This window comes from Streptomyces sp. NPDC057280, assembly GCF_042668605.1.
In the GTDB taxonomy this organism is placed as follows: domain Bacteria; phylum Actinomycetota; class Actinomycetes; order Streptomycetales; family Streptomycetaceae; genus Streptomyces.
The window spans coordinates 981407-1006079 of record NZ_JBHUYR010000002.1 but is presented as its reverse complement, the minus strand read 5'-3'; the positions used below and the strand labels follow the sequence as shown (position 1 = coordinate 1006079).

19 protein-coding genes, 1 pseudogene and 5 riboswitches are annotated in these 24673 nt (G+C 71.6%); of the genes and pseudogenes, 10 read left to right on the top strand and 10 right to left on the bottom strand.

Going from position 1 to position 24673, the window contains the following annotated elements:
• A riboswitch (cobalamin riboswitch) is annotated at window positions 1-177 on the bottom strand.
• Between the two features lie 14 nt (window positions 178-191).
• On the bottom strand, window positions 192-1607 hold the full coding sequence (locus ACFUO4_RS15080; RefSeq protein WP_383484295.1) for a short-chain fatty acyl-CoA regulator family protein: 1416 nt from the start codon (window positions 1605-1607) through the stop codon (window positions 192-194).
• Between the two features lie 390 nt (window positions 1608-1997).
• Between ACFUO4_RS15080 and aceA the strand changes: the two genes are divergently transcribed.
• From aceA to ACFUO4_RS15040, 8 genes and pseudogenes are all read left to right on the top strand, one after another.
• Window positions 1998-3287: an isocitrate lyase gene (gene aceA, locus ACFUO4_RS15075; RefSeq protein ID WP_383484292.1), complete on the top strand. Its 1290-nt coding sequence runs from the start codon at window positions 1998-2000 to the stop codon at window positions 3285-3287.
• Between the two features lie 83 nt (window positions 3288-3370).
• The gene (gene aceB / locus ACFUO4_RS15070) at window positions 3371-4966 is read left to right on the top strand and encodes a malate synthase A (RefSeq protein WP_383484289.1); all 1596 of its coding nucleotides are present in this window, start codon (window positions 3371-3373) and stop codon (window positions 4964-4966) included.
• Window positions 4963-5832: a 3-hydroxybutyryl-CoA dehydrogenase gene (locus ACFUO4_RS15065; RefSeq protein WP_383484287.1), complete on the top strand. Its 870-nt coding sequence runs from the start codon at window positions 4963-4965 to the stop codon at window positions 5830-5832. The genes aceB and ACFUO4_RS15065 overlap by 4 nt, the downstream gene beginning before the upstream one ends.
• A 196-nt stretch (window positions 5833-6028) precedes the next feature.
• A riboswitch (cobalamin riboswitch) is annotated at window positions 6029-6252 on the top strand.
• 150 nt (window positions 6253-6402) lie between these two features.
• Window positions 6403-8721: a 5-methyltetrahydropteroyltriglutamate--homocysteine S-methyltransferase gene (metE, locus tag ACFUO4_RS15060; protein ID WP_383484285.1), complete on the top strand. Its 2319-nt coding sequence runs from the start codon at window positions 6403-6405 to the stop codon at window positions 8719-8721.
• 82 nt (window positions 8722-8803) lie between these two features.
• Entirely contained in the window at window positions 8804-9715 is a 912-nt protein-coding gene (metF, locus tag ACFUO4_RS15055) for a methylenetetrahydrofolate reductase [NAD(P)H] (RefSeq protein ID WP_383484282.1), read from the top strand.
• Window positions 9708-10559: a dihydropteroate synthase gene (folP, locus tag ACFUO4_RS15050; protein WP_383484279.1), complete on the top strand. Its 852-nt coding sequence runs from the start codon at window positions 9708-9710 to the stop codon at window positions 10557-10559. The genes metF and folP overlap by 8 nt, the downstream gene beginning before the upstream one ends.
• 64 nt (window positions 10560-10623) lie before the next feature.
• Window positions 10624-11148: pseudogene (locus ACFUO4_RS15045) on the top strand (short-chain fatty acyl-CoA regulator family protein); the annotation flags it as partial.
• Between the two features lie 22 nt (window positions 11149-11170).
• Window positions 11171-11755 carry a histidine phosphatase family protein gene (locus ACFUO4_RS15040; RefSeq protein WP_383484276.1) on the top strand — a complete coding sequence of 195 codons (585 nt, stop codon included), beginning with the start codon at window positions 11171-11173 and terminating at the stop codon, window positions 11753-11755.
• Between the two features lie 12 nt (window positions 11756-11767).
• Here the strand turns inward: ACFUO4_RS15040 and ACFUO4_RS15035 are convergent, their stop codons facing one another.
• The 8 genes from ACFUO4_RS15035 to ACFUO4_RS15000 all read right to left on the bottom strand — a co-directional run bounded on the left by ACFUO4_RS15035 (window position 11768) and on the right by ACFUO4_RS15000 (window position 20956).
• Complete coding sequence (locus ACFUO4_RS15035; protein ID WP_383484273.1) at window positions 11768-12109, bottom strand: hypothetical protein; 342 nt, start codon at window positions 12107-12109, stop codon at window positions 11768-11770.
• A 157-nt stretch (window positions 12110-12266) separates the two neighbouring features.
• Window positions 12267-13019: a CbtA family protein gene (locus ACFUO4_RS15030; protein ID WP_383484270.1), complete on the bottom strand. Its 753-nt coding sequence runs from the start codon at window positions 13017-13019 to the stop codon at window positions 12267-12269.
• Between the two features lie 22 nt (window positions 13020-13041).
• Entirely contained in the window at window positions 13042-13263 is a 222-nt protein-coding gene (locus ACFUO4_RS15025) for a CbtB-domain containing protein (RefSeq protein ID WP_383484267.1), read from the bottom strand.
• A gap of 35 nt (window positions 13264-13298) precedes the next feature.
• Window positions 13299-13448, bottom strand: a riboswitch (cobalamin riboswitch).
• A 333-nt stretch (window positions 13449-13781) separates the two neighbouring features.
• Entirely contained in the window at window positions 13782-14600 is an 819-nt protein-coding gene (locus tag ACFUO4_RS15020; RefSeq protein ID WP_383484264.1) for an ECF transporter S component, read from the bottom strand.
• The gene (locus ACFUO4_RS15015) at window positions 14597-16213 is read right to left on the bottom strand and encodes an ABC transporter ATP-binding protein (RefSeq protein ID WP_383484261.1); all 1617 of its coding nucleotides are present in this window, start codon (window positions 16211-16213) and stop codon (window positions 14597-14599) included. The genes ACFUO4_RS15020 and ACFUO4_RS15015 overlap by 4 nt, the downstream gene beginning before the upstream one ends.
• Complete coding sequence (locus tag ACFUO4_RS15010; protein WP_383484258.1) at window positions 16210-17370, bottom strand: energy-coupling factor transporter transmembrane component T; 1161 nt, start codon at window positions 17368-17370, stop codon at window positions 16210-16212. The genes ACFUO4_RS15015 and ACFUO4_RS15010 overlap by 4 nt, the downstream gene beginning before the upstream one ends.
• Window positions 17370-18266: a hypothetical protein gene (locus ACFUO4_RS15005; protein ID WP_383484255.1), complete on the bottom strand. Its 897-nt coding sequence runs from the start codon at window positions 18264-18266 to the stop codon at window positions 17370-17372. The genes ACFUO4_RS15010 and ACFUO4_RS15005 overlap by 1 nt, the downstream gene beginning before the upstream one ends.
• A complete protein-coding gene (locus ACFUO4_RS15000; RefSeq protein ID WP_383485702.1) occupies window positions 18263-20956 on the bottom strand; it encodes a prenyltransferase/squalene oxidase repeat-containing protein in 2694 nt (897 codons plus the stop codon). The genes ACFUO4_RS15005 and ACFUO4_RS15000 overlap by 4 nt, the downstream gene beginning before the upstream one ends.
• Window positions 20957-21135: 179 nt before the next feature.
• A riboswitch (cobalamin riboswitch) is annotated at window positions 21136-21265 on the bottom strand.
• A 278-nt stretch (window positions 21266-21543) separates the two neighbouring features.
• Between ACFUO4_RS15000 and ACFUO4_RS14995 the strand changes: the two genes are divergently transcribed.
• Together ACFUO4_RS14995 and ACFUO4_RS14990 are read left to right on the top strand one after the other, a co-directional pair.
• The gene (locus ACFUO4_RS14995) at window positions 21544-22941 is read left to right on the top strand and encodes a hypothetical protein (protein WP_383484252.1); all 1398 of its coding nucleotides are present in this window, start codon (window positions 21544-21546) and stop codon (window positions 22939-22941) included.
• A 29-nt stretch (window positions 22942-22970) separates the two neighbouring features.
• Window positions 22971-23882, top strand: a complete 912-nt coding sequence (locus ACFUO4_RS14990) for a cobalamin-binding protein (protein ID WP_383484249.1) — start codon at window positions 22971-22973, stop codon at window positions 23880-23882.
• A gap of 10 nt (window positions 23883-23892) precedes the next feature.
• Here the strand turns inward: ACFUO4_RS14990 and ACFUO4_RS14985 are convergent, their stop codons facing one another.
• Window positions 23893-24381: a DUF4430 domain-containing protein gene (locus ACFUO4_RS14985; RefSeq protein ID WP_383484246.1), complete on the bottom strand. Its 489-nt coding sequence runs from the start codon at window positions 24379-24381 to the stop codon at window positions 23893-23895.
• 53 nt (window positions 24382-24434) lie between these two features.
• Window positions 24435-24508, bottom strand: a riboswitch (cobalamin riboswitch).
• Window positions 24509-24673: the final 165 nt, after the last annotated feature.

Genomic DNA, 24673 nt, shown 5'->3' with positions numbered 1-24673 from the left:
CCGGGGCGCGGAGGTGCCAGCAGGTCTTCGGACTCGGGTTCGTCCGGCCGGGGCGCCTTCCCGGTCTCCCAGTGACGTCGTGCCCCGCCCGTCCCCCTCACCGCTGCGCGTCAGTTCCGGATTCGCACCGGATTCCCTGGCCTCGGGTGTGGCTCGACTGGCCCGCTGAGGCTATCAAGTGCGTCGTACGGTCAGGTGGTGTGATCGGTCACGGGGTAGGGCACGAAGGTGCTGGTGTGCTGGTCGATGCGCAGGGGCCGGCCGAGCGGTGGTGCGCCCCGCTGAGGGCAGTCGAGGCGTTCGCAGACGCGGCAGCCCATGCCGATGGGGGTGGCGGCGGAGGCGCTGGTGAGGTCGAGGCCGTCGGCGTAGACGAGGCGGTGGGCGTGGCGGATCTCGCAGCCGAGGCCGATGGCGAAGGTCTTGCCGGGCTCCCCCCAGCCGCCGCGGTGCCGGGTGATCGCGCGGGCCGTCCACAAGTACCGCTGCCCGTCGGGCATTTCGGCGATCTGGACGTGGATGCGGCCGGATGCGGCGAACGCCTCGTAGACGTTCCAGAGGGGGCAGGTGCCGCCGGCGCGGGAGAAGTGGAAGCCGGTGGCGGACTGGCGCTTGGACATGTTGCCGGCGCGGTCGACGCGGACGAAGGAGAACGGAACGCCCCGCAGCCGGGGGCGTTGGAGGGTGCTCAGGCGGTGGCAGACGGTCTCGTAGCCGAGGCCGTAGCGGTCGGTGAGGAGTTCGATGTCGTAGCGCACCTCTTCGGCTGCCGTGTGGAAGGCGGTGTAGGGGAGGATCAGCGCGGCGGCGAAGTAGTGGGCGATGCCGATGCGGGCCAGGGCGTGGCTGGGGGTGCCGGGTGCGAAGTCTTCGGCGGCCTGGCGGTCGAGTTCGTCGCCGTATTCGAGCAGGGCGAGCTGGGTGGCCATGCGGAAGGCGCGCTGGCCGGGGCGCAGGCGGGCGGAGATGTGGAGGGTGCGGGTCGCCTCGTCGTAGTGGTGCAGGCGGTCGCCGGGTTCACCGGTCAGATTGACACCGTGGTGGTCGGCGAGGCGTGCGGTGAGGACGCGCAGGACGTCGCCGGGTCGGATGGCAATCTCCCGGGCGAGTTCCTCGGCCGCGAGGTCGGTGTCGTGGAGGTAGTTCTGGCGGCGGTAGAAGAAGTCGCGGATCTCCTCGTGCGGCGAGCGAGGTGAGCGCGGTGCGGCCGGGTCGGTGTCGCGGGCGTCGGTGGCGCCGGCGAGGCGTTCGGCGAGGAGGTGGTTGCGGCGGCCGAGGTCGAGCAGGACCTGGGCGACACTGGGCATCCGGGAGGCCAGCTCGGCGAGGTCGGTCGGGCTCACCCGGGCCGCAGTGATCTCGCCGGCCAGGGTCTCGCGCAGGTCGGCCGTCAGGCGGCTGGTGTCGCGTTCGGAGAAGAAGGCCGGGTCGACGCCGAACGCCTCGGTCAGCCGCAGCAGCACGGGCACGGTGAGCGGGCGGGAGTCGTGCTCCATCTGGTTCAGGTAGCTCGGCGAGATGCCCAGCACCCGGGCCAGCTCGGCCTGGCTCATCCCGCGTTCCTCACGCAGGCGTCGCAGCCGCGCCCCCGCATAGATCTTGCTCACCGCACTCCTCCCTCCCTTTCCTCGGCGTCCGGGGTGCGGTCAGCGTACGTGATCAGGACCGCGAGAGGATCCTTCGCAAACTTGGCAAACGGCGGGCCGAAGATTCGCAGAAATTGGCAATCATCCACGGTTGATGGCACTGAGTGCCAATGTCACAGTCGTTGTGCGGCCCGCCGGAACCCGGCGACCACCGCCCGCAACCGGGGCGCGATTCATGCCCTGACGTCGGAGATCCCGGCGAGGGCGGGCGTCTGACCGGCAGCATTGCTCACCTCCGCCGCACGGGCGGCACGGCGGGCCGCACCCGAGCTTCACGACACACAGTGCCATCCCTGTTCGCCCGGACCGGGAGCTTGGCAGACGCAACAGACCGAGGAGACGGTGACAGTCATGGCAGAAGCGAGGACGAGCACGCAGGCGGCCGGGGAACTCGCCCGGCGCTGGGCCACCGACCCCCGCTGGCAGGGCATCGAGCGCACCTACACCGCCGAGGACGTCGTACGGCTGTCCGGCAGCGTCCGCGAGGAGCACACACTGGCCCGGCGTGGTGCCGAGCGGCTGTGGCGCCAGCTGCACGAGCTCGACTACATCCATGCCCTCGGCGCTCTGACCGGCGGCCAGGCCGTCCAGCAGGTCAAGGCGGGTCTCCGGGCCATCTACCTCTCCGGCTGGCAGGTCGCCGCCGACGCCAACCAGGCCGGGCACACCTACCCCGACCAGAGTCTTTACCCCGTCAACTCCGTTCCGCAGGTGGTGCGCCGGGTCAACAACGCCCTCCTGCGTGCCGACCAGATCGCCACCGCCGAGGACGCCGGGGACACCACCGACTGGCTGGCGCCGATCGTCGCCGACGCCGAGGCCGGGTTCGGCGGTCCGCTGAACGCCTTCGAGCTGACCAAGGCGATGATCGCGGCGGGCGCGGCGGGCATCCACTACGAGGACCAGCTCGCCTCCGAGAAGAAGTGCGGCCACCTCGGCGGCAAGGTCCTGGTGCCCACCTCGCAGCACATCCGCACCCTCAACGCGGCGCGCCTGGCCGCCGACATCGCCGATGTCCCGACCGTCATCGTCGCCCGCACCGACGCCCTCGCCGCCAACCTGCTGACCAGCGACGTCGACGAGCGCGACGCCCAGTTCGTGACCGGCGAGCGCACCGCGGAAGGCTTCTACCGCGTGCAGAACGGCATGGCGCCGGTCATCGCCCGCGGTCTGGCCTACGCCCCGTACGCCGACCTGATCTGGGTGGAGACCGGCACCCCGGACCTGGCCCAGGCCCGCGAGTTCGCCGAGGCGATCCACGCCCGGTATCCGGGCCAGTTGCTCGCCTACAACTGCTCGCCGTCCTTCAACTGGAAGGCCGCCCTGGACGACGACCAGATCGCCAAGTTCCAGCGGGAGCTGGGCGCGATGGGCTACCGCTTCCAGTTCATCACCCTGGCCGGGTTCCACTCCCTCAACCACGGCATGTTCGACCTCGCCTGCGGCTACGCCGAGCACGGCATGACCGCCTACGTCGACCTCCAGGAGCGGGAGTTCGCCGCCCAGGAACACGGGTTCACGGCGGTCAGGCACCAGCGTGAGGTCGGCACCGGCTACTTCGACCTGGTCTCCACCGCCGTCAACCCCGCCTCCTCCACCACCGCGCTGGCCGGCTCCACCGAGGAGGAGCAGTTCCACTAGGCCGCCCGTCACGGCCCGGCCCCCTGTCCGAACGGGGGCCGGGCGGCAGTCCCCGCCACCCGCTCCCCGTTCAGGAGTCCTGGATGTCCACCACCCTCACCCGGAGTCCGCGTGTCCTGGCCGCGCCCGGCGACCGGCACGACGAGATCCTCACCCCCGCCGCCCTGGACTTCATCGGCCGGCTCACCGCCGAGTTCGGTGAGCGCCGCGCGGGCCTGCTGAAGGAACGCCGGCGGCAGACGCTCCGGCTCGCGGCCGGTTCCCCGCTCGACTTCCCCATGGTCACCTCCGCCGTCCGCGCCGACCCCACCTGGCGCGTCGCGCCACCCGCCCCCGGCCTGATGGACCGCCGCGTCGAGATCACCGGCCCACCCCAGCGCCGTATGGCCGTCAACGCCCTCACCTCGGGTGCGAATGTGTGGATGGCCGACTTCGAAGACGCCACCGCACCCACCTGGGACAACATCATCGGCGGCCAGATCGTCCTGCTGGACGCCATCGAGCGACGCATCGACTTCACCACCGACGACGGCAAGCACTACCGGCTCGGCGCCGACGACCGGCTCGCCACCATCGTCGTACGGCCGCGCGGCTGGCACCTCGACGAGGAGCACCTGGAGTACGACGGCCGCCCCGTGCCCGCCGCGCTCGTCGACTTCGGCCTCTACTTCTTCCACTGCGCGCAGCGGCAGATCGACGCCGGACACGGCCCGTACTTCTACCTCCCCAAGCTGGAGAACCGCTACGAGGCCCGTTTGTGGAACGACATCTTCGTCACCGCCCAGGATCTGCTCGGCATCCCGCGCGGCACGATCCGGGCGACCGTTCTCATCGAGACGATCACCGCTGCGTTCGAGATGGAGGAGATCCTCCACGAACTGCGCGAGCACAGCGCGGGGTTGAACGCGGGCCGTTGGGACTACCTGTTCAGCCTCATCAAGACCTTCGGCCACCGCACCGACTTCCTCCTGCCCGACCGCTCCAAGGTCACCATGACCGCGCCCTTCATGCGGGCCTACACCGAACTCCTCGTCCGCACCTGCCACCGGCGCGGGGCGCACGCCATCGGCGGCATGGCCGCCCAGGTGCCCGCCAAGGACCCGGCCGCGAACGAAGCGGTCCTCGCCACGGTGCGGCTGGACAAGGAACGCGAGGCGGAGGGCGGCTTCGACGGCTCCTGGGTCGCCCACCCCGGACTGGTGCCGGTCTGCCGGGAAGTCTTCGACACCGTCCTCTGCGAGCGGCCCCACCAGCTCGACCGCACGAGGGAGGACGTCGAGGTGACCCCCGCCGACCTGCTGTCGGTGCGCCGCGTCAGCGGCCCGCCCACGCCCGAGGGCGTCCGCACCAACATCGCTGTGGCGCTGGGCTACTTCGACGCCTGGCTGGGCGGGCAGGGCGCGGTCGCCATCGACGGCCTGATGGAGGACGCGGCCACCGCCGAGATCGCCCGGGTGCAGATCTGGCAGTGGCTGCGCCACCGGGTCATCGACCGCGAGTCAGTTCTCAACGTGCTCGACGAGGAGGCCCTCGCCCTGACCGCGGTCCGGCCCTGGGCTCCGGTCGAGGAAGCACGCAGGCTCTTTGAACGGACGGCGCTCGCCGCCGAGTTGCCACTGTTCTTCACCCCGGACGCCTACTCACGTCACCTCGTTCAGCGGGCGGAGGCCCGCCGATGAGCGCGGCCATCGCACGCATTGGCGTGGTCGGCGGCGGGCAGATGGGCGCCGGCATCGCGGAGGTCTGTGCGCGGGCCGGCCTGGACACGGTGGTCTGCGAGGCAGACGCCACGGCCGCCCGCGCCGCCCGCAACCGGGTGGCCTCCTCCCTCGATCGCGCCGTCCGACGGGGCAAACTGGAGCCCGCAGCCGCTCAGGGCGCCCTGGCGCGCATTGTGTTCACCGGCGAGCTCGACGACCTGGCCGACCGGCAGCTCGTGATCGAGGCCATCATCGAGAACGCCGACGCGAAGACGGAGATCTTCGCCGCCCTCGACAAGATCGTCGAGGACCCGGACGCAATCCTGGCCACCAACACCTCCTCCCTGCCGATCATGCGGCTCGGCATGGCCACCGGCCGCGCCGACCGGGTCATGGGCCTGCACTTCTTCAACCCCGTCCCGGTCCTGCCGCTCGTCGAGGTCGTGACCTCCCTGCACACGGCCCCCGAGACCGTGGCCGCCGTCGAGCGCTTCGCCACCGAAACCCTGGGCAAGACGGTCATCCACTCCCGGGACCGGGCGGGGTTCGTCGTCAACGCCCTCCTCGTCCCCTACCTGCTGTCCGCCGTCCGGATGGCCGAGTCCGGCTTCGCCACCGCCGCTGACATCGACACCGGGATGGAACTGGGCTGCGCCCACCCCATGGGCCCGCTGAAGCTGGCGGACCTGATCGGCCTCGACACCGTCGCCTCGATCGCCGAATCGCTCTACGACGAGTTCAAGGAACCCCTCTACGCCCCTCCGCCGCTGCTCCAGCGGATGGTCGAGGCGGGGCTGCTGGGCCGTAAAACCGGCCGGGGGTTCCACACCTACGCCCAGGACTGAGCATCCTGGCGAACCCGGGCTGAGGGGCCCGGACCGCGCCGCCGGGTGAGGGTCCGGCAGGCGCTGACAGGGGAAAGGGCGGGTGACGCGTGTGCGGCGTTTCCCGCCCTCGGCCCGCTTCACACCTGTGATCCGCGTGTACCAGCTCACCATCCGAATGGTGGACGCGACCCTCCGGACTCCTGGCCAGCCCTTTAGGCTGGCCGGTGCAGCTGGTTCGCCCCGTCCGCCAGGCGGGATGCGTCGTAAGAGGGAACCCGGTGGGAATCCGGGACTGCCCCGCAGCGGTGAGCGGGAACGACCGCCGTCATACGCACTGGACCCGAGATACGGGGTCTGGGAAGCGACGGCCAGTAGGTGTCTCGTACGACAGAGACGTGCCCGTGAGTCCGAAGACCTGCCCGTTGCCCGCGTACGAACTCGTGCGTGGATATCCCGGTGACCTCGTGGGCGGGTCGGCGTACAGAGCGGGCGGACGGCCGACGAGGCGTTTCCGTCCGGTCCGTCACCCCTTCGCGCTCGCGTCCCGTCGCCGGGATTTCAGGGAATCATCTCGCGAAGGAGATCTCCGTGACACCGAAGTCCGCAGCCGCGGCAGCACGGGCCACCGTGTACGGCTACCCCCGCCAGGGACAGAGCCGGGAACTGAAGAAGGCCATCGAGGGCTACTGGAAGGGCCGCGTCAGTGCCGCCACGCTCCAGGACACCGCCGCCGAGCTGCGCCGTACGAACTGGCGCCAGCTCGCCGAGGCAGGCATCCACGAGGTTCCGACCGGTGACTTCTCGTACTACGACCACGTCCTGGACACCACCGTCATGGTCGGCGCGATCCCCAAGCGGCACCGGGACGCCGTCGACACCGACGCCCTGGACGGCTACTTCGCGATGGCCCGCGGCACCCAGGACGTCGCGCCGCTGGAGATGACCAAGTGGTTCGACACCAACTACCACTACCTGGTCCCCGAACTCGGCCCGGACACCGTGTTCGCCGCCGACACGACCAAGCAGGTCGCCGAGCTGAAGGAAGCCCTGGCACTGGACCTGACGGCCCGGCCCGTCGTGGTCGGCCCGATCACCTACCTCCTGCTGGCCAAGCCCGCGCCCGGCGTCCCCGCCGACTTCGAGCCGCTCACCCTCCTCGACCGGCTGCTGCCGGTGTACGCCGAGGTCCTCGCCGACCTGCGGGCGGCCGGCGCCGAGTGGGTGCAGCTCGACGAGCCCGCCCTGGTCCAGGACCGCACCCGGGCCGAGCTGAACGCCGCCGCCCGCGCCTACCGGGATCTCGGCGCGCTCACCGACCGGCCGAAGCTGCTGGTCGCCTCCTACTTCGACCGGCTCGGCGAGGCCCTGCCCGTCCTCGCCCAGGCCCCGGTGGAAGGTCTGGCCCTGGACTTCACCGAGGCCGGCGCCGCCAACCTCGACGACCTGGCATCGGTCGGCGGATTGCCGGGCAAGCGTCTGGTCGCCGGTGTCGTCAACGGCCGCAACATCTGGGTCAACGACCTGGAGAAGTCGCTGGCCACGCTCGGCACGCTGCTGGGCCTGGCGGACCGGGTGGACGTGGCCGCCTCCTGCTCCCTCCTGCACGTCCCACTCGACGCCGCCGCCGAACGCGACATCGAGCCCCAAATCCTGCGCTGGCTCGCCTTCGCCAAGCAGAAGACCGCCGAGATCGTCACCCTCGCCAAGGGACTCGCCCAGGGCACCGACACCATCGCCGCCGAACTCGCCGCCAACCGCGCCGATCTGGCCTCCCGGGCGGGCTCGCCGATCACCAACGACGCCGCCGTACGGGCCCGGGCCGCTGCGGTCACCGACACCGACACCCGCCGCTCGCAGCCCTACACCGAACGCGCCGGCGCCCAGCGTGCCCGCCTCGGGCTGCCGCTGCTGCCGACCACGACCATCGGGTCCTTCCCGCAGACGGCCGACCTGCGCACCGCCCGCGCCGACCTGCGCACCGGCCGGATCGACACGGCCGGCTACGAGGAGCGCATCAAGGCCGAGATCGGCGAGGTGGTCTCCTTCCAGGAGAAGACGGGCCTGGACGTCCTGGTCCATGGCGAGGCCGAACGCAACGACATGGTCCAGTACTTCGCCGAACAGCTCACCGGCTACCTCGCCACCCAGCACGGCTGGGTCCAGTCCTACGGCACCCGCTACGTCCGCCCGCCGATCCTGGCCGGCGACATCTCCCGCCCCGAGCCGATGACGGTCCGCTGGACGACCTACGCCCAATCCCTCACCTCACGCCCGGTCAAGGGCATGCTCACCGGACCGGTCACCATGCTCGCCTGGTCCTTCGTCCGCGACGACCAGCCCCTCGCCGACACCGCCCGCCAGGTCGCCCTCGCCCTGCGCGACGAGGTGGGCGACCTGGAGGCAGCCGGGACCTCGGTGATCCAGGTCGACGAACCCGCACTGCGCGAGACCCTGCCGCTGCGGACCGCCGACCGCCCGGCCTATCTCGCCTGGGCAACCGAGTCCTTCCGGCTCACCACGAGCGGGGTGCGCCCGGACACCCAGATCCACACCCACATGTGCTACGCCGAGTTCGGCGACATCGTCCAGGCCATCGACGACCTCGACGCCGACGTCATCAGCCTCGAAGCCGCCCGCTCCCACATGCAGGTCGCCCGCGAACTCGCCTCCCACGGCTACCCGCGCGAGGCGGGACCGGGCGTGTACGACATCCACTCCCCGCGCGTGCCGGGCGCGGACGAGGCGGCGGCCCTGCTACGCAAGGGACTTGAGGCGATCCCGCCGGAGCGGCTGTGGGTCAACCCCGACTGCGGACTGAAGACCCGCGGCTGGCCCGAGACCCGCACCTCGCTGGAGAACCTGGTCACCGCCGCCCGCACACTCCGTGCGGAGCTTGCCGCGTCCTGACCGCAGACCCCATCGGCCGGGGGAGGACGCGCCTGCCGCCCTCCCCCGGCCCCACCCCCGGCATCGCAGAAAGCATCAGCCCATGGCTCTCGGTATGCCCAGCACCAGGGCAGACAGCGCAGCATCCATCCGCGACCTCCTCGAACAGGGAGGCCGCTCCTACTCCTTCGAGTTCATGCCGCCGCGCAGCGCGGCGGCCGAAGCCGGACTGTGGACCGCGATCCGCCGGCTGGAGAGCCTGTCCCCCACGTTCGTCTCGGTCACCTACGGTGCCGGCGGCTCCACGCGAGGACGGACCGTCAACATCACGGGGCGGATCGCCCAAGACACCACCCTCACCCCGGTCGCCCACCTCACCGCGGTCGACCACAGCGTCGCCGAACTGCGCAACATCCTCGGCCACTACGCCGACCAGGGCGTGCGCAACATCCTCGCCCTGCGCGGCGACCCTCCAGGAGACCCGCTCGGCCCCTGGACCGAGCACCCGCAAGGAGTGCGGTACGCGGCCGAACTGGTCTCCCTGATCAAGGAGTCCGGGAACTTCTGCGTGGGCGTCGCGGCCTTCCCCGAGATGCACCCGCGGTCCTGCGGCCAGGACGCCGACATCCGTCACTTCGTCGAGAAATGCCGGGCCGGAGCCGACTACGCCATCACCCAGATGTTCTTCGACGTCGACGACTATCTGCGCTTCCGTGACCGCGTCGCGGCGGCCGGATGCGAGACACCGATCATCCCGGAGATCATGCCGGTCACCACGATCCGCTCACTGCGCCGCATCCCCACCCTCTCCACCGCGGTCTTTCCCGCCCAGTTGGCCGAGCGGATGCTCGGCGCGCAGGACGACCCGACAGCGGTCAGAGCGCTCGGAATCGACCACGCCACCGGGATGTGCCGTCGTCTGCTCGCCGAAGAGGCGCCGGGGCTGCACTTCATGACCATGAACTTCTCGACGGTGACGACGGAGATCTACCAGAAACTCGGACTCCATGGCTGAACACATCCCCTATTCGCCCGTGGGAATCCGCCGGCCGTCGCTGGTCGGGATCGTCAACATCACCACGGATTCGTTCTCGGACGGGAACAGGTTCCTGTCCTCTCAGGCCGCCGTGGCGCACGCGCGCCGGCTGCGCTCGGAGGGCGCCGACGTCATCGAACTCGGGCCCGCCGCCAGTCATCCGGGAGCCGAGCAGGTGACGGAGGCCGAGGAGATCAGACGGCTGGCCGACGTGCTCGACCAGCTGGTCTCCGAGGGCGTGCCGGTGTCGGTCGACTCGTACCGGCCCGGGACCCAGTTGTTCGCCGCCGCGCGGGGCGCCGCGTACCTCAACGACATCCAGGGCTTCGACGATCCGGACCAGTACGAGGCGCTCGCGGTCACCGGCTGCCGGCTCATTGTCATGCACTCCGTGCAGCGGCACGGCCCCGCCACCAAGGTGCGGACCGATCCCGGGGAGGTCTGCCGGGGGATCGAGGAGTTCTTCGCCGCCCGCCTGGCCGCGCTGGAGGCGGCCGGCATCGGCCGCGACCGGCTCGTCATCGATCCGGGACTGGGCTATTTCCTGGGCAGCGGCCCCGAACCGTCCCTGCGGACCCTGGCCGGGCTCGAACAGCTCAAAGCCCGCTTCGACCTGCCAGTGCTGATCTCCCCGTCCCGCAAGTCGTTCCTGCGCACGCTCACGGGGAGCGCCGTGTCCGGGATCGGTCCGGCGACCTTGGCGGCGGAACTGTACGCCGCGCGCAGTGGGGCGGACTACATCCGCACCCACGACGTCGCCGCCCTCCGTGACGCGCTCACCGTGTTCGAGGCACTGGAGGCGGCCAAGGAAGACCGCTGGTGACGCCGTCCTGAGGGCTACGGCGCCGCCGGTTCCGGCCGCTACTGCGGTCCCGCGTAGGAGGCGAGGGGGCGAAACCGTCTGTCCCCGCCTGAGCGCCCTCCAGCGCACCGGCCACCGCGGTGTGCCCTTCTCCTTCCTACGGGTCGACCGGGCCGGGAACATCTCCAAGCGGCAGTCCGCGACCGAATTTCACTTCTCCCGGCTAGGCGGCACGTACCCGCTGTGGACGGTGTACAAGGCGTTCTCCGCACCTGGGCGGATCCTCACCCAAGTCGCTGAAATGCCTGACGGCAAGCGGTACTTCTGGATCGCGCGCACCATCACCCGCGGCGGCTTCGGCCACCACGCCCCGCGCGCCGAGTTCGCCGTCGCCCTCGGCTGCGAACTGCGCCACGCCCACCGCCTCGTCTACGCCGAGGGCATCGCCCTGAATGATCCTCGCGCGGCCACCCCGATCGGTCTAGGCTGCCGGATCTGCGAGCGCCGCGACTGCGCGCAGCGGGCCCGTCCTCCGGCCAGCGGGCGGCTCGCCCTCGACCCCGACCGGCGTACGTACGTCCCCTACCCGGTGGAAGCCCGCACCCCCTGACCCAGGCAGCAGGAGCAGCCCCGTGACCAGCCGCGTCACCCTCATCACCCCCGCGACAAATCCGTCCCTTCGCCAGGCCCGCTTCGACGACGGCGCCACATCCCTGGACAACACCGGCGCCCTGCACGCCCGCGCGGCAGCCGGCTCGCTGCCCTCAGCCGCCCGCCTGGTCACCTCGCCCAGCGCGCGCTGCCGCGAGACCGCCGCCGCACTCGGCCTCGCCGTGAAGGCATCCGGTGCCGGACCGGCCGGCCTGGACGCGGGCCGCTGGCGGGGCCGCGCCCTCGACGAGGTCGGCCGGGCCGAGCCGGAGGCGCTCGGCGAGTGGCTCGCCGACCCGTCCTCCGCACCTCACGGGGGAGAGTCGGTCAAGGAGCTGTGCGAGCGTGTGGCCCGTTGGCTGGACGCCGTGGCGCAGTCGGACGGCCGCACCCTCGCCGTGGTGGAGCCCGATGTCGTACGGGCCGCCGTGGTGCACGTGCTCGGCGCGCCGCTGGCGTCCTTCTGGCGTGCGGACGTTCTCCCGCTGACGGCGACCGAGCTCAGCGGACGGGCCGGGCGCTGGAACGTGCGCCTGGGGCACCCCCTGCGCCCACAGGAATCTTGAAGCGCGGCCGGTTCAGGCGGCCGGGTCCCGGTGCCGGCGCAGCAGTGCGGCGATCGCGCACCGCAGACAGGCAGCGTCGGTGTCCGGGGCGGTGGCACGACACGGCGCCGGGCGCTCTGAAGGGGATGCTCCGGCAGAAGCGCCGCAGTCGTCTTCCGGTATCCCGACGAGTGTCTCCAGGTCGCGTAGCAGTTGCTCGGTCCGCTTGGCCTGTGAGGCGAGCACCCGCACACGGGCGCTCTGCCCGCCGATCTGGCGGCGGCTCGCGATCAGCTGCTCGTACTCCTCGACGGTCAGGGCGACGGCCTCGTGGCCGCCCAGGGTGATGTGGCGGGGCTGGGGTCGTCTGGCCACTCGGCTCCTCCGCTGCTCGCCTTCGCCGCCGCTGTCTAATCGGCCGGATGGGTCGGATCGATGGGTCATGTCCTTGGTCCAGGTCCATCGGGTGTCCGGAGAACGCGAGAGGGCCCCCGGATGGTTCCGCGGGCCCTCTCACATGGTCGGATCATGGTCAGCTGGGAGCGGCCACTGCCGAGGCCGGGGCGGCCGGGGCGGGCTTAGGGTTCAGCAGGCGTTCGGCCAGTTCACCGAAGCCGAGTCCGAACGCCGTCCACAGGGTGGTCTGGATGGCGAGCGCGGAGAGCCGGAACCGCCACAGCACGGTGGCCGGGAAGTCCGAGGGCACCTCGTTGATGACGGGCAGGAAGGCGTACGCCAGCCCGATCACGAGCGCGAAGGCGGCGATCGCCGTCACGGTCGCCCACCAGGTGCCCAAGGTCGGCTGGAGCCGCTTGCCCAGGATGGTGGCGGCGATCGCGAGGAGGACGCTGAGCAGCATCATCAGGAAGTACAGGGTGGTCCGCTTGCCGATGGTGTCGGGGTTTCCGACGGCGGGCGGGTTGGCCGGGTACTTCAGGAACGGCACGACGTAGACGGCGAGGAGCGCACAGCCGGACAGCAGCAGCGCGGTCGCGCGGGGGCTGAAGCGGCCGACGCGGCCGAGGGCGAAGCAGTAGGCGAGGGCGGCGATGCCGCCGAAGGCGACCCCGTAGATGAGGACGCCGGTGGCCAGGCCGGCGGTGGACTGCAGAGAGCGGGAGACGATCTCCATCTCATGCTCGTGGGAGTGGGCTTCCTCGAAAGCGATCGCCTTGTCGACGTTGGGCTCACCCAGGAGGTAGGCGACGACGAGGGCGAGCACACCGGCCGCGAGACCGGCGAGCATGCCGCGCACGAGGAGGTTTCTTACCGTTGCGGAGTTCATGAGGGTGTCGGTGTCCCTTGCGTCAGTGGCAGGGGAAGCCGAGGAGGTGGCGGGCGTCGTGGACCCACTCGTGGACGTCCTCGCCGGAGACGACGGAGGTGGCGCCCTGCTCGGCGCCGACGAAGTACAGCAGGACCAGCATCAGGATGCCGAAGAAGACCGCCCACGGGACGATCGCGCCGATCGGCAGCTTGGCGGGGAGAGCGGGGGTGGTGGCGGTCGGCGGTGCGACATGCTGCGCCATGGCAGGGCCTCCTCTGGGAGTTCGCGTCCCATCTCGGTGGTGCACATGACGACGGCTACGGGTCTGACTCGCCGCCCCGCGCTGGCGGGGTGGCACACAGTGGCGCGACCGTGCCGGTTTCCCACCGGCTTCCGTTCTGCCGTCGTCGATATCGCAGTGACGGTACCGCGTGTCGCGGACATGGCCAATACCGCGCGACCTGGCGTGATCCATCTCGCCTCCGGAAGGTCAGACCGCGGCGACCGGCTCGGGCTGTCCGGGCACGGGCTTGACCGCGGCCCGGACGGCCGGATCGAGTAGCCGTTCGGCCAACGGTCCGAAGACCAGGGAAAAACTCGCCCACAACAGGGCCTGGGCGGCGACCGAGTAAAGGCGGAAGGAGACAGGGCGTCCGCCGGGAAGCCCGGGTAGACGATGGTGCCCTTGGAGTCGGTCAGGGGCAGCGGGGTCTCCGTCGCGTGGTGCCCGTACTGATAGTAAATCCGGTGCTCGCCCCGGCCTGGTGTTGTCGTGACTGGTCAGCGGCGTTCCGTTGCGTCCGTTCGGGGTGGCGCGAAGGTGACCGGGGCGCGGAAGCGGGCGCGGCGGGCGGCGCGGCGGAAGGTGGTGAGGACCGCTGGGCCGGCCAGCAGGACGCAGACGAAGTTGGTGACCGCGCGGCCGGTGTCCCAGCCCAGGGAGGTGGCGAGGTCGAAGGCGAGGTAGCGGTGCCACTGCTCGGTGAAGGGCAGGCCGGGCAGGTAGGCGATGGAGCTGTTCGGGTCGAGGGAGAAGGGCCAGAAGGAGAGGTTGAGGAGGAAGCCGAAGAGGTAGCCGGAGAGGGAGCCGTAGGCGGCGAGCATCAGGATCTCGCGGCGGCCGGTGGCGCGGGGAAGGAACCCGGCGAGCATGCCGACGAACGCGCAGCCGAACATCTGGTACGGCATCCAGGGGCCGACCCCGCCGGTGATCAGCGCGGAGGCGAAGAGCGAGGTGCAGCCGAGGGTGAAGCCGAAGCCGGGGCCGTAGACGCGTCCGGCGAGGACGAGGATGAAGAAGACGGTCTCGATGCCGGCGGTTCCGGCGCCGAGAGGGCGCAGGGCGGCGTTGACGGCGGACAGGACGCCCAGCATGGCGAGCGCCTTGGAGTCGATGCCGCCCTCGGCGATCTCCGAGAGGACCACGCACAGGACGAGGACCAGCAGGACGCCGAAGATGAGCGGGGGCGCGTAGTTGGAGCCGAACGTTCCCGGGGCGACCACGAACGGCCAGAAGAACGCGACCAGGCCCAGGAAGGCGGCCAGGGTCATGACCACGCCGGCGCGCGGCCCCAGCCGGACGGCTGCCGCAGCCGTCATGACCGCGCCGCCTTGACCTGGTCGACCGTCAGGTACGGCAGTGGGGCGAGGATCTTCGCGGTCTGCGGTGCGAACACGGGTGAGGCGACGATGACCTCGGTGGTCGGTCCGTCGGCGACGACGTCCCCTTCTGCCATGACGACGACACGGTCGGCGGCGCGGGCGGCGAACTCGACGTCGTGGGTGGAGATGACCACCGCACGCCCCTCCGCGGCCAGGGTGTCGACCACTGCGATCAGCTCGGTCTTGGCGCGGTAGTCCAGGCCGCGGGTCGGCTCGTCCAGGAGGACGATCCGCGGCGCGGCCGAGAGCTGGATCGCCAGGACGAGGGCGAGCTTCTGCCCCTCCGACAGATCGCGGGGGTGGGTGGCGTCGTCGATACCGGGCGCGAGCCGGTCCAGGACGGCGCGGGCCCGCACCTCGGTGCCGGACTCGGTGTCGGCCTGGTCGAGTTCCGCTTTGACGCTCTCCAGGTAGAGCAGGTCCGCCGGAGTCTGCGGGACCAGGCCGACGAGCCGGCGGGCCTGCGCGGCGGGCACGGTGTGCGGATCGGCGTCATTTCCCGGTCCGGTCACTTTCACGCTGCCTGCGCGGCGCGGGCCGGAGCCCTGCAGAGCCCACAGCAAGGAGGACTTGCCGGAGCCGTTGCGGCCCATGAGCGCCGTCACCTCACCGGCGTGCAGGTCGAGGTCCACCTCCCGGACGGCTGTCACACCCTGGTAGGTGACGGTGACACCGCGCGCGGCCAGCAGCCGGGGCCGCCGCTCCGTCGGCTGCGGGCGGACCGGGGCCGGGAGGTGGTCGGCGAGGGCAATGCGCAGGGGTGCGGCGGCGCGGCGGGCGTCGCGAATGGACAGCGGGAGCGGGGACCAGCCGGCCGCCCGGCCCAACTCCACGATCGGCGGTGCGATGTCGGACGTCCGCAGGATGTCGGCGGGCGCCCCGATGCGGGCTTGGCCGTCGCCGGGGAGATGGATGACGCGGTCGGCGTACTGGACGACCCGTTCGAGGCGGTGTTCGGCCATGAGGACGGTGACGCCGAGGTCGTGGACGAGGCGGGTGACGGCGGCGAGGATCTCTTCGGCGGCGGTCGGGTCGAGGGCGGAGGTGGGTTCGTCGAGGACCAGGACGCGGGGGTGGGCGGTGAGGACGGAGCCGATGGCGACCCGCTGCTGCTGGCCGCCGGAGAGTTCGTGCAGGGCACGGTGGCGCAGGTCGGCAAGCCCGAGGAGGTCCAGGGTCTCCTCGACACGCTTGCGCATGGTCGCGGCGGGAATCGCCAACTGCTCCATGGCATAGGCGAGTTCTTCTTCCACGGTGTCGGTGACGAAGCCGTCGATCGGATCCTGGCCCACCACCCCGACGACATCGGCGAGTTCGCGGGGCGGGTGGTGGGCGGTGTCGCGGCCGTCGACGGTGACGCGCCCGTACAGGGTGCCGCCGGTGAAGTGCGGCACGAGCCCGTTGACGGCACCGAGCAGGGTGGATTTGCCGACGCCGGTGTGTCCGACGACGAGGCAGAGTTCGCCCTCCTCAACGGTGAGGTCGATGTTGCGGAGGGCGGGTTCGGGTGCGCCGTCGTAGTGGACGGTGACCTGGTCGAAGGTGATCACGGGGTGTCGGCTCTCCGGGGTGGGGGTGCGAGGAATCCGGCGGTTCCGGCGAGCAGGATCGCCGCGGTGGGCACCAGGGGCAGTGCGGGCCAGGTCAACGGGTAGAAGGTGGGGTTGAGCTGGGCGGGGTCGTAGCCGAGGCCGGCGAAGAGCAGGACGGCGGCCAGCACCCCGCTGCCCGCGACGGCCCACTCCGGCAGTCGCCAGGGGTCGGGGCGGTAGGTGGTGCGGGTGATCCGGCGTCCGCCCAGCCGCAGCCCGGCCACGCACAGCAGCGCGCCCGCCGCCATCGCGGGAAAGCCCAGGAAGGCGGGTGCGGTGGCGTCCAGCAGGCCGTACGCCCCGGCGCACAGCCCGCACATGCCGAGCAGCATCAGCGCCCCGGTGATCCGGCGGGAGCGGCGGGTGGCCGTGCCCGCGCGGCCGTATCCGCGGGAGTCCATGGCGGCGGCCAGCCGCAGCGAGCGCGCCAGAGCGTCCTCCAGGACCGGCACCACGATCCCGCGCAGGGCCTTCATCCCCTGGGTCCGTCCGGCGCGCAGCTTCCGGGCTCGGGCGACGCGCTGGACGCTCTGCACGAGCTGCGGCGCCACGCTGATCGCGACGGTGACGGCGACCCCCAGCTCGTACAGGGCACCCGGGAGAACCCGCAGGGCGCGCTTGGGGTTGGCGAGGGTGTTGGCGGCGCCGATGCAGCACAGCATGCACGCCAGCCGCAGCCCGTCGGTCGCCGCCGACAGCAGCGCCTCCAGGGAGACCGGGCCGCCGATGCGGATCCCGGCGTACCAGTCGGGGGTGGGGAGGTGCGGGAGCGAGAAGAGGAAGTGGTCACGCGGGGTGATCCCGGTGGCGAACACCGCGCGGAAGACGACCCGGATCGCCACGACCGACAGGGCGAGGTAGAGGTAGTAGCGGAAACCGCGCGCCCACGGGGCCTCGGTACGGCGGGCGGTCACGACGTAGCCGAGGACGGCCAAAACGAGGAACAGCAGCAGCGGGTTGTTGGTACGGCTGACGGCGGTGGCCAGGGCCAGCGCCCACACCCACCAGGCGACCGGATGCAGTGTCCGCGGCAGACGGCGACCGTCCTTCTCCGGCTGCCCGGGGCGGCCGGACGGGGCGGCCGTCGACTCGACGGTCGTGCGGGCCTTCGCCATCACTCGGCACGGCGCCGGCGTGCCTCGTAAGCCGCGGCGCCGCCGATCAGCAGCACGAGCGAGGCGCCGGCGACCACAGGCACGACCGAGCCGGTATCGTGCGCCGCGTCGGCGGCCGGCGCGGCATCGACCACCCGGGTACCGGGGGTCGGCGCCGCCACCGCCGACGGGGGCGTCGTAGGGCTCGCCGACGGACTGGATGTCGGGGTGAGGGTCGGGCTGGGGCTTGGCTTTCTCGGCTTCGGCGAGGGGGACTTGGTGGGCTTCTCCGGTGCGGGGCCGGTGTCGACATCCGGCGGCAGTTCGGGGGCCTTGGAGGTGGACGTCGGCCGGTCTGTGCCGCCCTGCGGCCGGGTGTTGTGGGCGCGCAGCTGGTCGGGGGTGACCGTGGGGCGCCCTTCGGTGCCCTCGACGTTCGTGGCGCCGAAGACCCACAGGTCGACGCTGCCGGGCTTCGGCTTGTAGAGCATGGCGCCGAGCTGGCTGTACTGCCAGTCGTCCGCGCCCGGATCGGCGTGCCAGTACGACCAGTAGGCGGACGCGGGCGGGGTGAGGACGCAGTCGTCCTCGCCGGCGGTGGGGTACTGCTTGCCGTTCTTGTAGCCGCTGTAGCCGATCCGGCAGATGAACGCCGGGCCGTCGTGTCCGGTGCCGGTGGTCTGCCAGCCGCCCTGGTTGAGGAGTGCGTAGCCGGTGGTCGGGGTGGTGCCGCAGGAGCGCATGATCGGGCCGCCCCAGTGGCTGAAGTCGACGGCGAGGACCACCCCGGAGGTCGTGGTGCAGCGGCCCATCGCCTGCGGGTCGGCCACGGCGGACCCGGCCGTCGCACCCCAGGCGGCGGCCGTCAGTGCGAGAGCGGCGACGGCACGGGCCGTCGCCTTGAGGAAACCGGTCACCGCTCACCACCCGCGTCTACGCGGCGGCGGGCCACGACTGCCGTGCGCCATCCGGCGAGCACCAGCAGCGCGGCGATCGCGGCGAGAGCCCCGATCTGCACGCCGGTGGAAGCCAGCGCGCCGCCACCGCTGCCCCCGTCGGCGGTGGGCCCGCCCAAGCCGCCGGCCGTGTCGTCGGGGGTGATGATGTCGGGGGCGCTGCCGCTCGGGCTGGGCGTCGGCTGCGGCGAGGTGCCGGTGAGGCTGCGCTTCAGCGTGCCGAAGGAGATCCCGGTCGCGCCGCCCACGGCCTGGGTGGAGGCCCGCAGGTCGGAGCCGCGCTGGCCCTCCTTCGCCACGTTGAACCCGCCGTCGCTGTTCTGCTGGGAGGCGAGGAACTTCCGCGCCCCGGCGATCTCGTCCACGTATGTCCCGGCGTCCAGGGACAACCCCTGGACCGCCAGGGCCGCCGAGTTGACGGAGTTGCCGGCCGCCCCGGGGAAGCCGCCGTCGGCCAGCTGCTTCGACGCGATCCACGCCAGCGCCTTGTCGACAGCCTTCTCCGCTTCCTGCCCGCCGGTCAGGTGAAGGGCCATGGCGGCGATCGCGGTGGAGTCGACGTCGGAGTCATTGGTGGCCGGGATCAGGCTCGGCCAGGCGCCGCTGTCCTGCTGGAGGCCCTCCAGGTAGGCGATCGCCTCGGCGGGCTTCTCCCCTGCCCGCAGCTGCGCCATGACGGCGAGGGACTGGGCGAACACCGACGGCGCGTAGCGGTAAGCGCCCTTGGCGGCGCAGGAGCGGTCCGGTGCAGTGCTCGGCTTGGCGCATACGGCCTTGTCCAGCGCGGCGATCAGGTCGTGCCCGGCGAAGTCGCGCGGGTCACGGCCCACGGCCTCGGCGAGCAGGGCCGTCTTGCCGAGGGAACCCCCGGCCGCGTAGCCGGTGCCGATCCCCGTCCAGTCGTTCACGGTGCGGCCCTCGCCGTCCTTCCCTTGCTGGTCGAGGAAGTCGACGATGCCGCGCAGCTTGGCGTTGTTCAGCCCGGTGGCGGCCAGGGCGTAGGCACCGTCGATGGTGAGGCCGAAGTCCGCCCGCGAGGTGCCGGGGCCCGAGGTGTAGTACAGGCCCTGCTTGAGGTTGGTCGCGCTGGTGAGGTAGGCGACGCCCTTCTTCAGGTCGGGTCCGACGCCCGGTGCGGGCGTGGCCGGCGGGGAGGTGGGGGTCGTCGGCGGATCGGTGGGTTCGGTCCTCTTCGTCGTGAGGGTGACCAGGCTCGTGCCGGTGCCGGCGAGGACAGCAGGCGGTGTCGTGTAGAGAGCCGGGTCGGTGGCGCCCTCCTCGAACCCGAAGCCGCCGCCCGCCAGTTGCTGCCGCGACAGCCAGCCCACGGCCGCGTCGGCGCGGGAGGTGTCGCCGAGCGCGCGCAGGGCCTGAGCGGCGTAGGCGGTCGCATACACGCTGCCGGTGGTGGCTCCGGTGTAGCCGGGGAAGGAGCCGTCCGTGCGCTGTGCTGTGGTGAGGTAGGTGCGGGCCTTGGAGACGGCGGTGTCGTGTCCGCCCGTCTGGTGCAGGACGAGGGCGACGAGTCCGGTGGTGGCGGGGTCGCCGTCGCAGTACTCGCCGGGGCGGATGAGGATGCTGGTGATGCCGCCGTCAGTGCACTGGAGTGAGGTGAGCCGGTCGACTGTCCCGGCGGGCGGCGTCACCCCGGCGCGCAGCAGGGCCAGGACGGACAGCGCCTGTCCCTCGGCGTAGCCGGCGTTTGCGAAGTCGCCCTTGGCGGTGCAGCCGGGGGTGGGCTCGCCGGACTCGGGGCCCGCCGCGCACACGTTCTCGGCCAGGTCGCCGACGAGGTCGTGGCCGCCGACGGCGCGCGGGTCGCCCTCGGTGCTCTCGGCGAGGAGGGCAAGGCGGGCGGCTGCGGTGGCGTCCGGGGCCTGGCCGGTGCCGGACGGGTAGGCGTAGTCGGTGGTGTGGGCGGCGAGGAAGGCGGTGACCTTGTCGAGTCCGGCGCTGCGGCCGTCGACGGCGGCGAGAGCGTAGGCCGTCTCCGTCGTCAGCAGGTAGTTGGGGGTGTCGGCGCCGTCGTCGACGATGCGCTCGCCGTCGGTCAGGCGGCCCTTGAGCCAGGCCACAGCGGCCTTCGTATCGATCTGCCCCGGTCCCCCGGTGGGCGTGCCGCCGGGATTGGGTGTGCCGTTCCCGCCCGCGCGGACGTCGTCCGGGCTGAATGTGGGCGCGCCGGTGGAGCCGCCGACGTCGGTGCCGCCGTAGACCCAGGCATCGACGTCGCCGTCCCCCAGTTTGCGGTCCATCGCGCCGTACTGGCTGTAGGTCCACTCGTCCTGGCCGGGCGAGGCGGTCCAGTAGGACCAGTACGCGGTCGCGGGCGGCGTCAGGACACAGGACTCCTTGTCCGGAGTCGGGTATTGCGTACCGGAGTTGAAGGAGCCGTACCCGATGCGGCAGATGAAGCCGGGGCCGTCGTGCTCGGTGCCGGTGGTGGTGAACCCGGGGTCGTGGAGCAGGTCGTAGCCGGTGGTCGGGGTGGTGTCGCAGCCGCGCTGGACGGTGCCGCCGAAGGGGCCGAAGTCGACGGCGACGATCGCGCCCTTGGCTGCGGTGCAGTCGCCGACGGGGTCGGCGCTCGCGGGGGTCGTCGTGAGGAAGGTCATGCAGGCGGCGAGCACCGCCAGCCACGCCGCCACCATCGCTGTCAGGGCTCGCGGTCTGCTCGCCGCCCGCCCGTCTCTTCGCTTCTCGGTCCCCACCACGGCCCCTCGTTGTGTGGCCGACGCGCAGGCGTGGCTGAGGGGCCTCCACCGCACGAGACAGGCCCGTGCCGGGGAAGGCTGGTCGCACCACGCCGTAGTCCGCGACGGCGTCTGTTGCTGAAGAACACGCTCCAGGCAGTCCGGCTCGCCCAGCGGTTGCCGGGCCTACGGTTGCGGGTCAGCGCCGGGATTCGACCGGCTTCCCCTGGAACTTCTTGCGTATCAGCCGGATTTGAACATGGTTCACAGACACCGTCAAGACGGGACACAGGCCACACCTGAGGTCGGCCGGACGCCTTCTGGCGACGGGCGGGCGGCTGGGGTACCGTCCCGCACTGCCGAGTGGGGGAACCCGGTGGGAGTCCGGGGCTGACGCGCAGCGGTGTGGGACGGCAGGGGGCCGGACCGAGCCCGAATGCCCAAGCGGCGCAGCACCTTTGCCAAGCCGATCCACGCGTCCCGGACGGCGGCCCCACCCATCCCAGACGGGTCCGGTCGGCGTCCTTCCCCACAAGGAGCAGGCCATGTCCCGTCGTTCCGCCCTCACCGTCGCCGCCGCCGTCGGCGCCTTCGCACTGACCACGCTGCCCGCGGCGGCGACCTCCACCCCGGCCCAGATCGCCACCTCAAAGACCAACGGCATCACCTACCTCAAGTCCCTTCAGGCCGCAGACGGTTCGTACGCCGGGTCGGGGCTGTCCAACGAGTGGGCGTTCAGCGCCTTCGCCGCGGCCGGAACCGCCGCCGTGGACGTCACACCGGGCGGCGACACCAGCAAAAACGCCAGAACCGTCTACCGCACCCTGCTCTCCACCAGCGGCTGGCCCTCCTCCTCCCCCGTCGTGACCGACTACGAACGCGCCACGCTCAACGCCTACGCCGCCGGCATCGACCCCGCCCGCGTCTCCGACTCCCGCAACCTGATCGCCGACATCTACGGCTACTGGCAGACCGCCGAGACCGGCTACTTCGGCCCCTCCGCCAACTTCAACGGCACCGTCTTCGCCGCCCTCGCCCTCAACGGCGCAAAGACGACGGCGGGCCAGGTCCGTATCCCGCAGGCGCTGCGCGACGCGATCATCACCCGGCTGCGCGCCAACCAGCACAACGACGGCGGCTGGAACTACAGCAAGGCCGAGGGCAACGCCACCCAGCTCGCCGCCGCCAGCGACATCGACATGACCGGCGCCGCGATGGCTGCCCTGTGCGTCTCCGGCGTACCGAACACCGACACCGACATCGTGCAGGCCAAGGCATTCCTCAAGAGCAAGCTCATCGCGAGCAGCGGCGCCTTCAACGCCCTGTTCGGCGTCAACACCGACTCCAACGGCTGGGCCGTCTCCGGCCTCAACGCGTGCGGCATCAACCCGCAGACCGGCGACTTCCTCACCGCCCAGGGCAAGACCCCAGTCGACTTCCTCATCACGCAGCAGTTCAACCCCGGCGGCGGCTTCAAATACCTGCCCAGCGACACCAGCCCCTCCGCCTACGCCTCGATCGACGGCCTGCGGGCCGTGGCCGGCGGCGGCTTCACCGCCACCCCGCCCACGCCGGTGACGTCCGGCGCGCCCCAGTGGGTCAGCCAGCCGGCCTTCACCTCGGGCACGGCGACGAAGGTGGCCCTGACCGTGGACGACGGCGCCGGGAACCTGAAGGTCTGCTCCGTCGCGCTCACACCGACCGGCTCCGCCACCACCCTGGGCGCGGTCCTGGACGCCGCCGTGAGCGCGGCCACCCCCTCCGGCTGCGTCACGGCCGTGACGCCGTCCTTCGGCACCGGCACCATCACCTCCCTCAACGGCAAGGCCAACAGCGGCTCCAACACCTGGAAGGCCAGCATCGACGGCGGAACCTTCACCACCGCCGCCCGGGAGACGACCGTGGGCGTCGGCGACACGATCGCGGTGCGCTGGGGCGCCTGACGGGCTCCTCGGAGCCGTAGGGTCGCGGCATGCGCATCGTCTCCCTGCTGCCCGCCGCGACCGACATCGTCGCCGGGCTCGGACTGTCCGCGTGGCTGGTCGGTCGCACGCACGAATGCGACTGGCCGCCGCGCGAGATCGCGTCGGTACCCGTGGTGACCGGAGCCGACCTCGACCAGGACACACTCACCAGCCGGGAGATCTCCGACGCCGTAGGGGGCTCGGCGCACTCAGGGTCCTCGCTCTACACCCTCGACACGGAGACCCTGGCCGCCCTGCGCCCCGACGTGGTGCTGACCCAGGACCTGTGCGACGTCTGCGCGGTCTCGTACGAGAAGGTCAGCCGCTCCGTACGGCTGCTCGATGCAGACACCCGTGTCCTCAGCCTGGAGCCGCGCACGCTCGACGACGTCCTGGACTGCCTGGTCACCGTCGGCGAACTCCTCGGCGTACGGGAGCGAGGCGAACGGCGCCGGACCGAGCTGCGGGCCCGTCTCGGACAAGTCTGCGCCTCGGTCGCCGGCCTCGACCGGCCCCGGGTGGTGGCGATCGAGTGGCTCGACCCGTTGTGGCCGGCCGGACACTGGGTCCCGGAGCAAATCACGACCGCCGGCGGCATCCCGCTCCTCGCTACGCCCGGTGAGCACACCAAACCGATGACCTGGGAGGCGGTACGGGCCGCACGGCCGGACGTGGTACTGGTCCTGCCGTGCGGTTTCCCGCCCGAACGCACTCTGCGGGAGACGGAGTTACTGACCGGGCTGCCGGGATGGGCGGAGCTGCCCGCCGTACGGTCGGGCCGGGTCTGGGTGCTGGACGGGCCGTCCTACTTCAACCGGCCCGGGCCCCGGGTGGTGCGCGGGACGGAGGTACTGGCCCACGTCCTGCACGGCGTGCGGGCCGGGGAGCCGGTCACGGCGTCCGAGGCCCGCACCCTGTGAGCCGCTGGGCTCAGAACGCGGTCCAGGTGAACGCCACCTTGTCACCGGCGTTCAGCTTGAACTGGCAGCCGCCGACGGGCGTGGACGTGCCGTTCACGGAGAGGTTCCAGTAGGCGGAGCTGCCGCCGCTGACTTCCTTGATCGTGTCGACGAAGTAGTCGTCGAACGAGGCGTACCAGGCCCCGTCCCAGGTGAAGTGCCGCTTACGGGCCGCATCATCGAGGGCGGCCGTCGGCGTCGGAACGGCCGAGGGGTTGGCGCCGCCATTGGTGCCATCGCAGTGATGGGTACCGCCGGTCGCGGTCGTGACGTCATGCCCGCGGGTTCTGATCTTCCCCTTGAAGAGAAGCCCGTCCGGCCCCTGCACCGTGAGGGTCACCCTGACGGGAGAGTTCGTGTCGGCCACGCCCTGAGCATGGGCGACCGCCGGCGCGGACGCGAGCGCGAGACCGAGGGCGGTCGCGGTGATCAGGGTGCGGTGTGCAGATGTGCGGCGCAAGGCTGAGCCCTCCTGTAGACCATGACAGCGAGAAGCAGTTCACTGCGCACGCCGGGTATCCCGACTCACGGCCCCTTGCGGACCCATCACGGTTGCAGGTCAGCGCCGGATTCACACCGGCTTCCCCCGGTCGCGCGCTCACGAAGTCCCCGCATTCTACGGGCCGTTGAGAAGGGAACTCCAGACTGTCACGGAGACATCCCCCGCCTGGCAACGAAACGGACATCGCTGTGTTCCTCGCACCGAAGCGACGGGGCGGGCGGCCCAAGTCCAGCCTGCTCAGCACGCCATC

Excerpts from the sequence above, each read along its gene's own strand:
- aceA (WP_383484292.1), top strand. The coding sequence starts at position 1,998 with ATGGCAGAAGCGAGGACGAGCACGCAGGCGGCCGGGGAACTCGCCCGG.
- ACFUO4_RS15030 (WP_383484270.1), bottom strand. The coding sequence starts at position 13,019 with ATGAACTCCGCAACGGTAAGAAACCTCCTCGTGCGCGGCATGCTCGCC.
- folP (WP_383484279.1), top strand. The coding sequence starts at position 9,708 with ATGGCTGAACACATCCCCTATTCGCCCGTGGGAATCCGCCGGCCGTCG.
- ACFUO4_RS15020 (WP_383484264.1), bottom strand. The coding sequence starts at position 14,600 with ATGACGGCTGCGGCAGCCGTCCGGCTGGGGCCGCGCGCCGGCGTGGTC.
- ACFUO4_RS14990 (WP_383484249.1), top strand. The coding sequence starts at position 22,971 with ATGCGCATCGTCTCCCTGCTGCCCGCCGCGACCGACATCGTCGCCGGG.
- ACFUO4_RS15010 (WP_383484258.1), bottom strand. The coding sequence starts at position 17,370 with ATGGCGAAGGCCCGCACGACCGTCGAGTCGACGGCCGCCCCGTCCGGC.
- ACFUO4_RS14995 (WP_383484252.1), top strand. The coding sequence starts at position 21,544 with ATGTCCCGTCGTTCCGCCCTCACCGTCGCCGCCGCCGTCGGCGCCTTC.
- aceB (WP_383484289.1), top strand. The coding sequence starts at position 3,371 with ATGTCCACCACCCTCACCCGGAGTCCGCGTGTCCTGGCCGCGCCCGGC.
- ACFUO4_RS15000 (WP_383485702.1), bottom strand. The coding sequence starts at position 20,956 with ATGGTGGCGGCGTGGCTGGCGGTGCTCGCCGCCTGCATGACCTTCCTC.
- metF (WP_383484282.1), top strand. The coding sequence starts at position 8,804 with ATGGCTCTCGGTATGCCCAGCACCAGGGCAGACAGCGCAGCATCCATC.
- ACFUO4_RS15025 (WP_383484267.1), bottom strand. The coding sequence starts at position 13,263 with ATGGCGCAGCATGTCGCACCGCCGACCGCCACCACCCCCGCTCTCCCC.
- ACFUO4_RS15065 (WP_383484287.1), top strand. The coding sequence starts at position 4,963 with ATGAGCGCGGCCATCGCACGCATTGGCGTGGTCGGCGGCGGGCAGATG.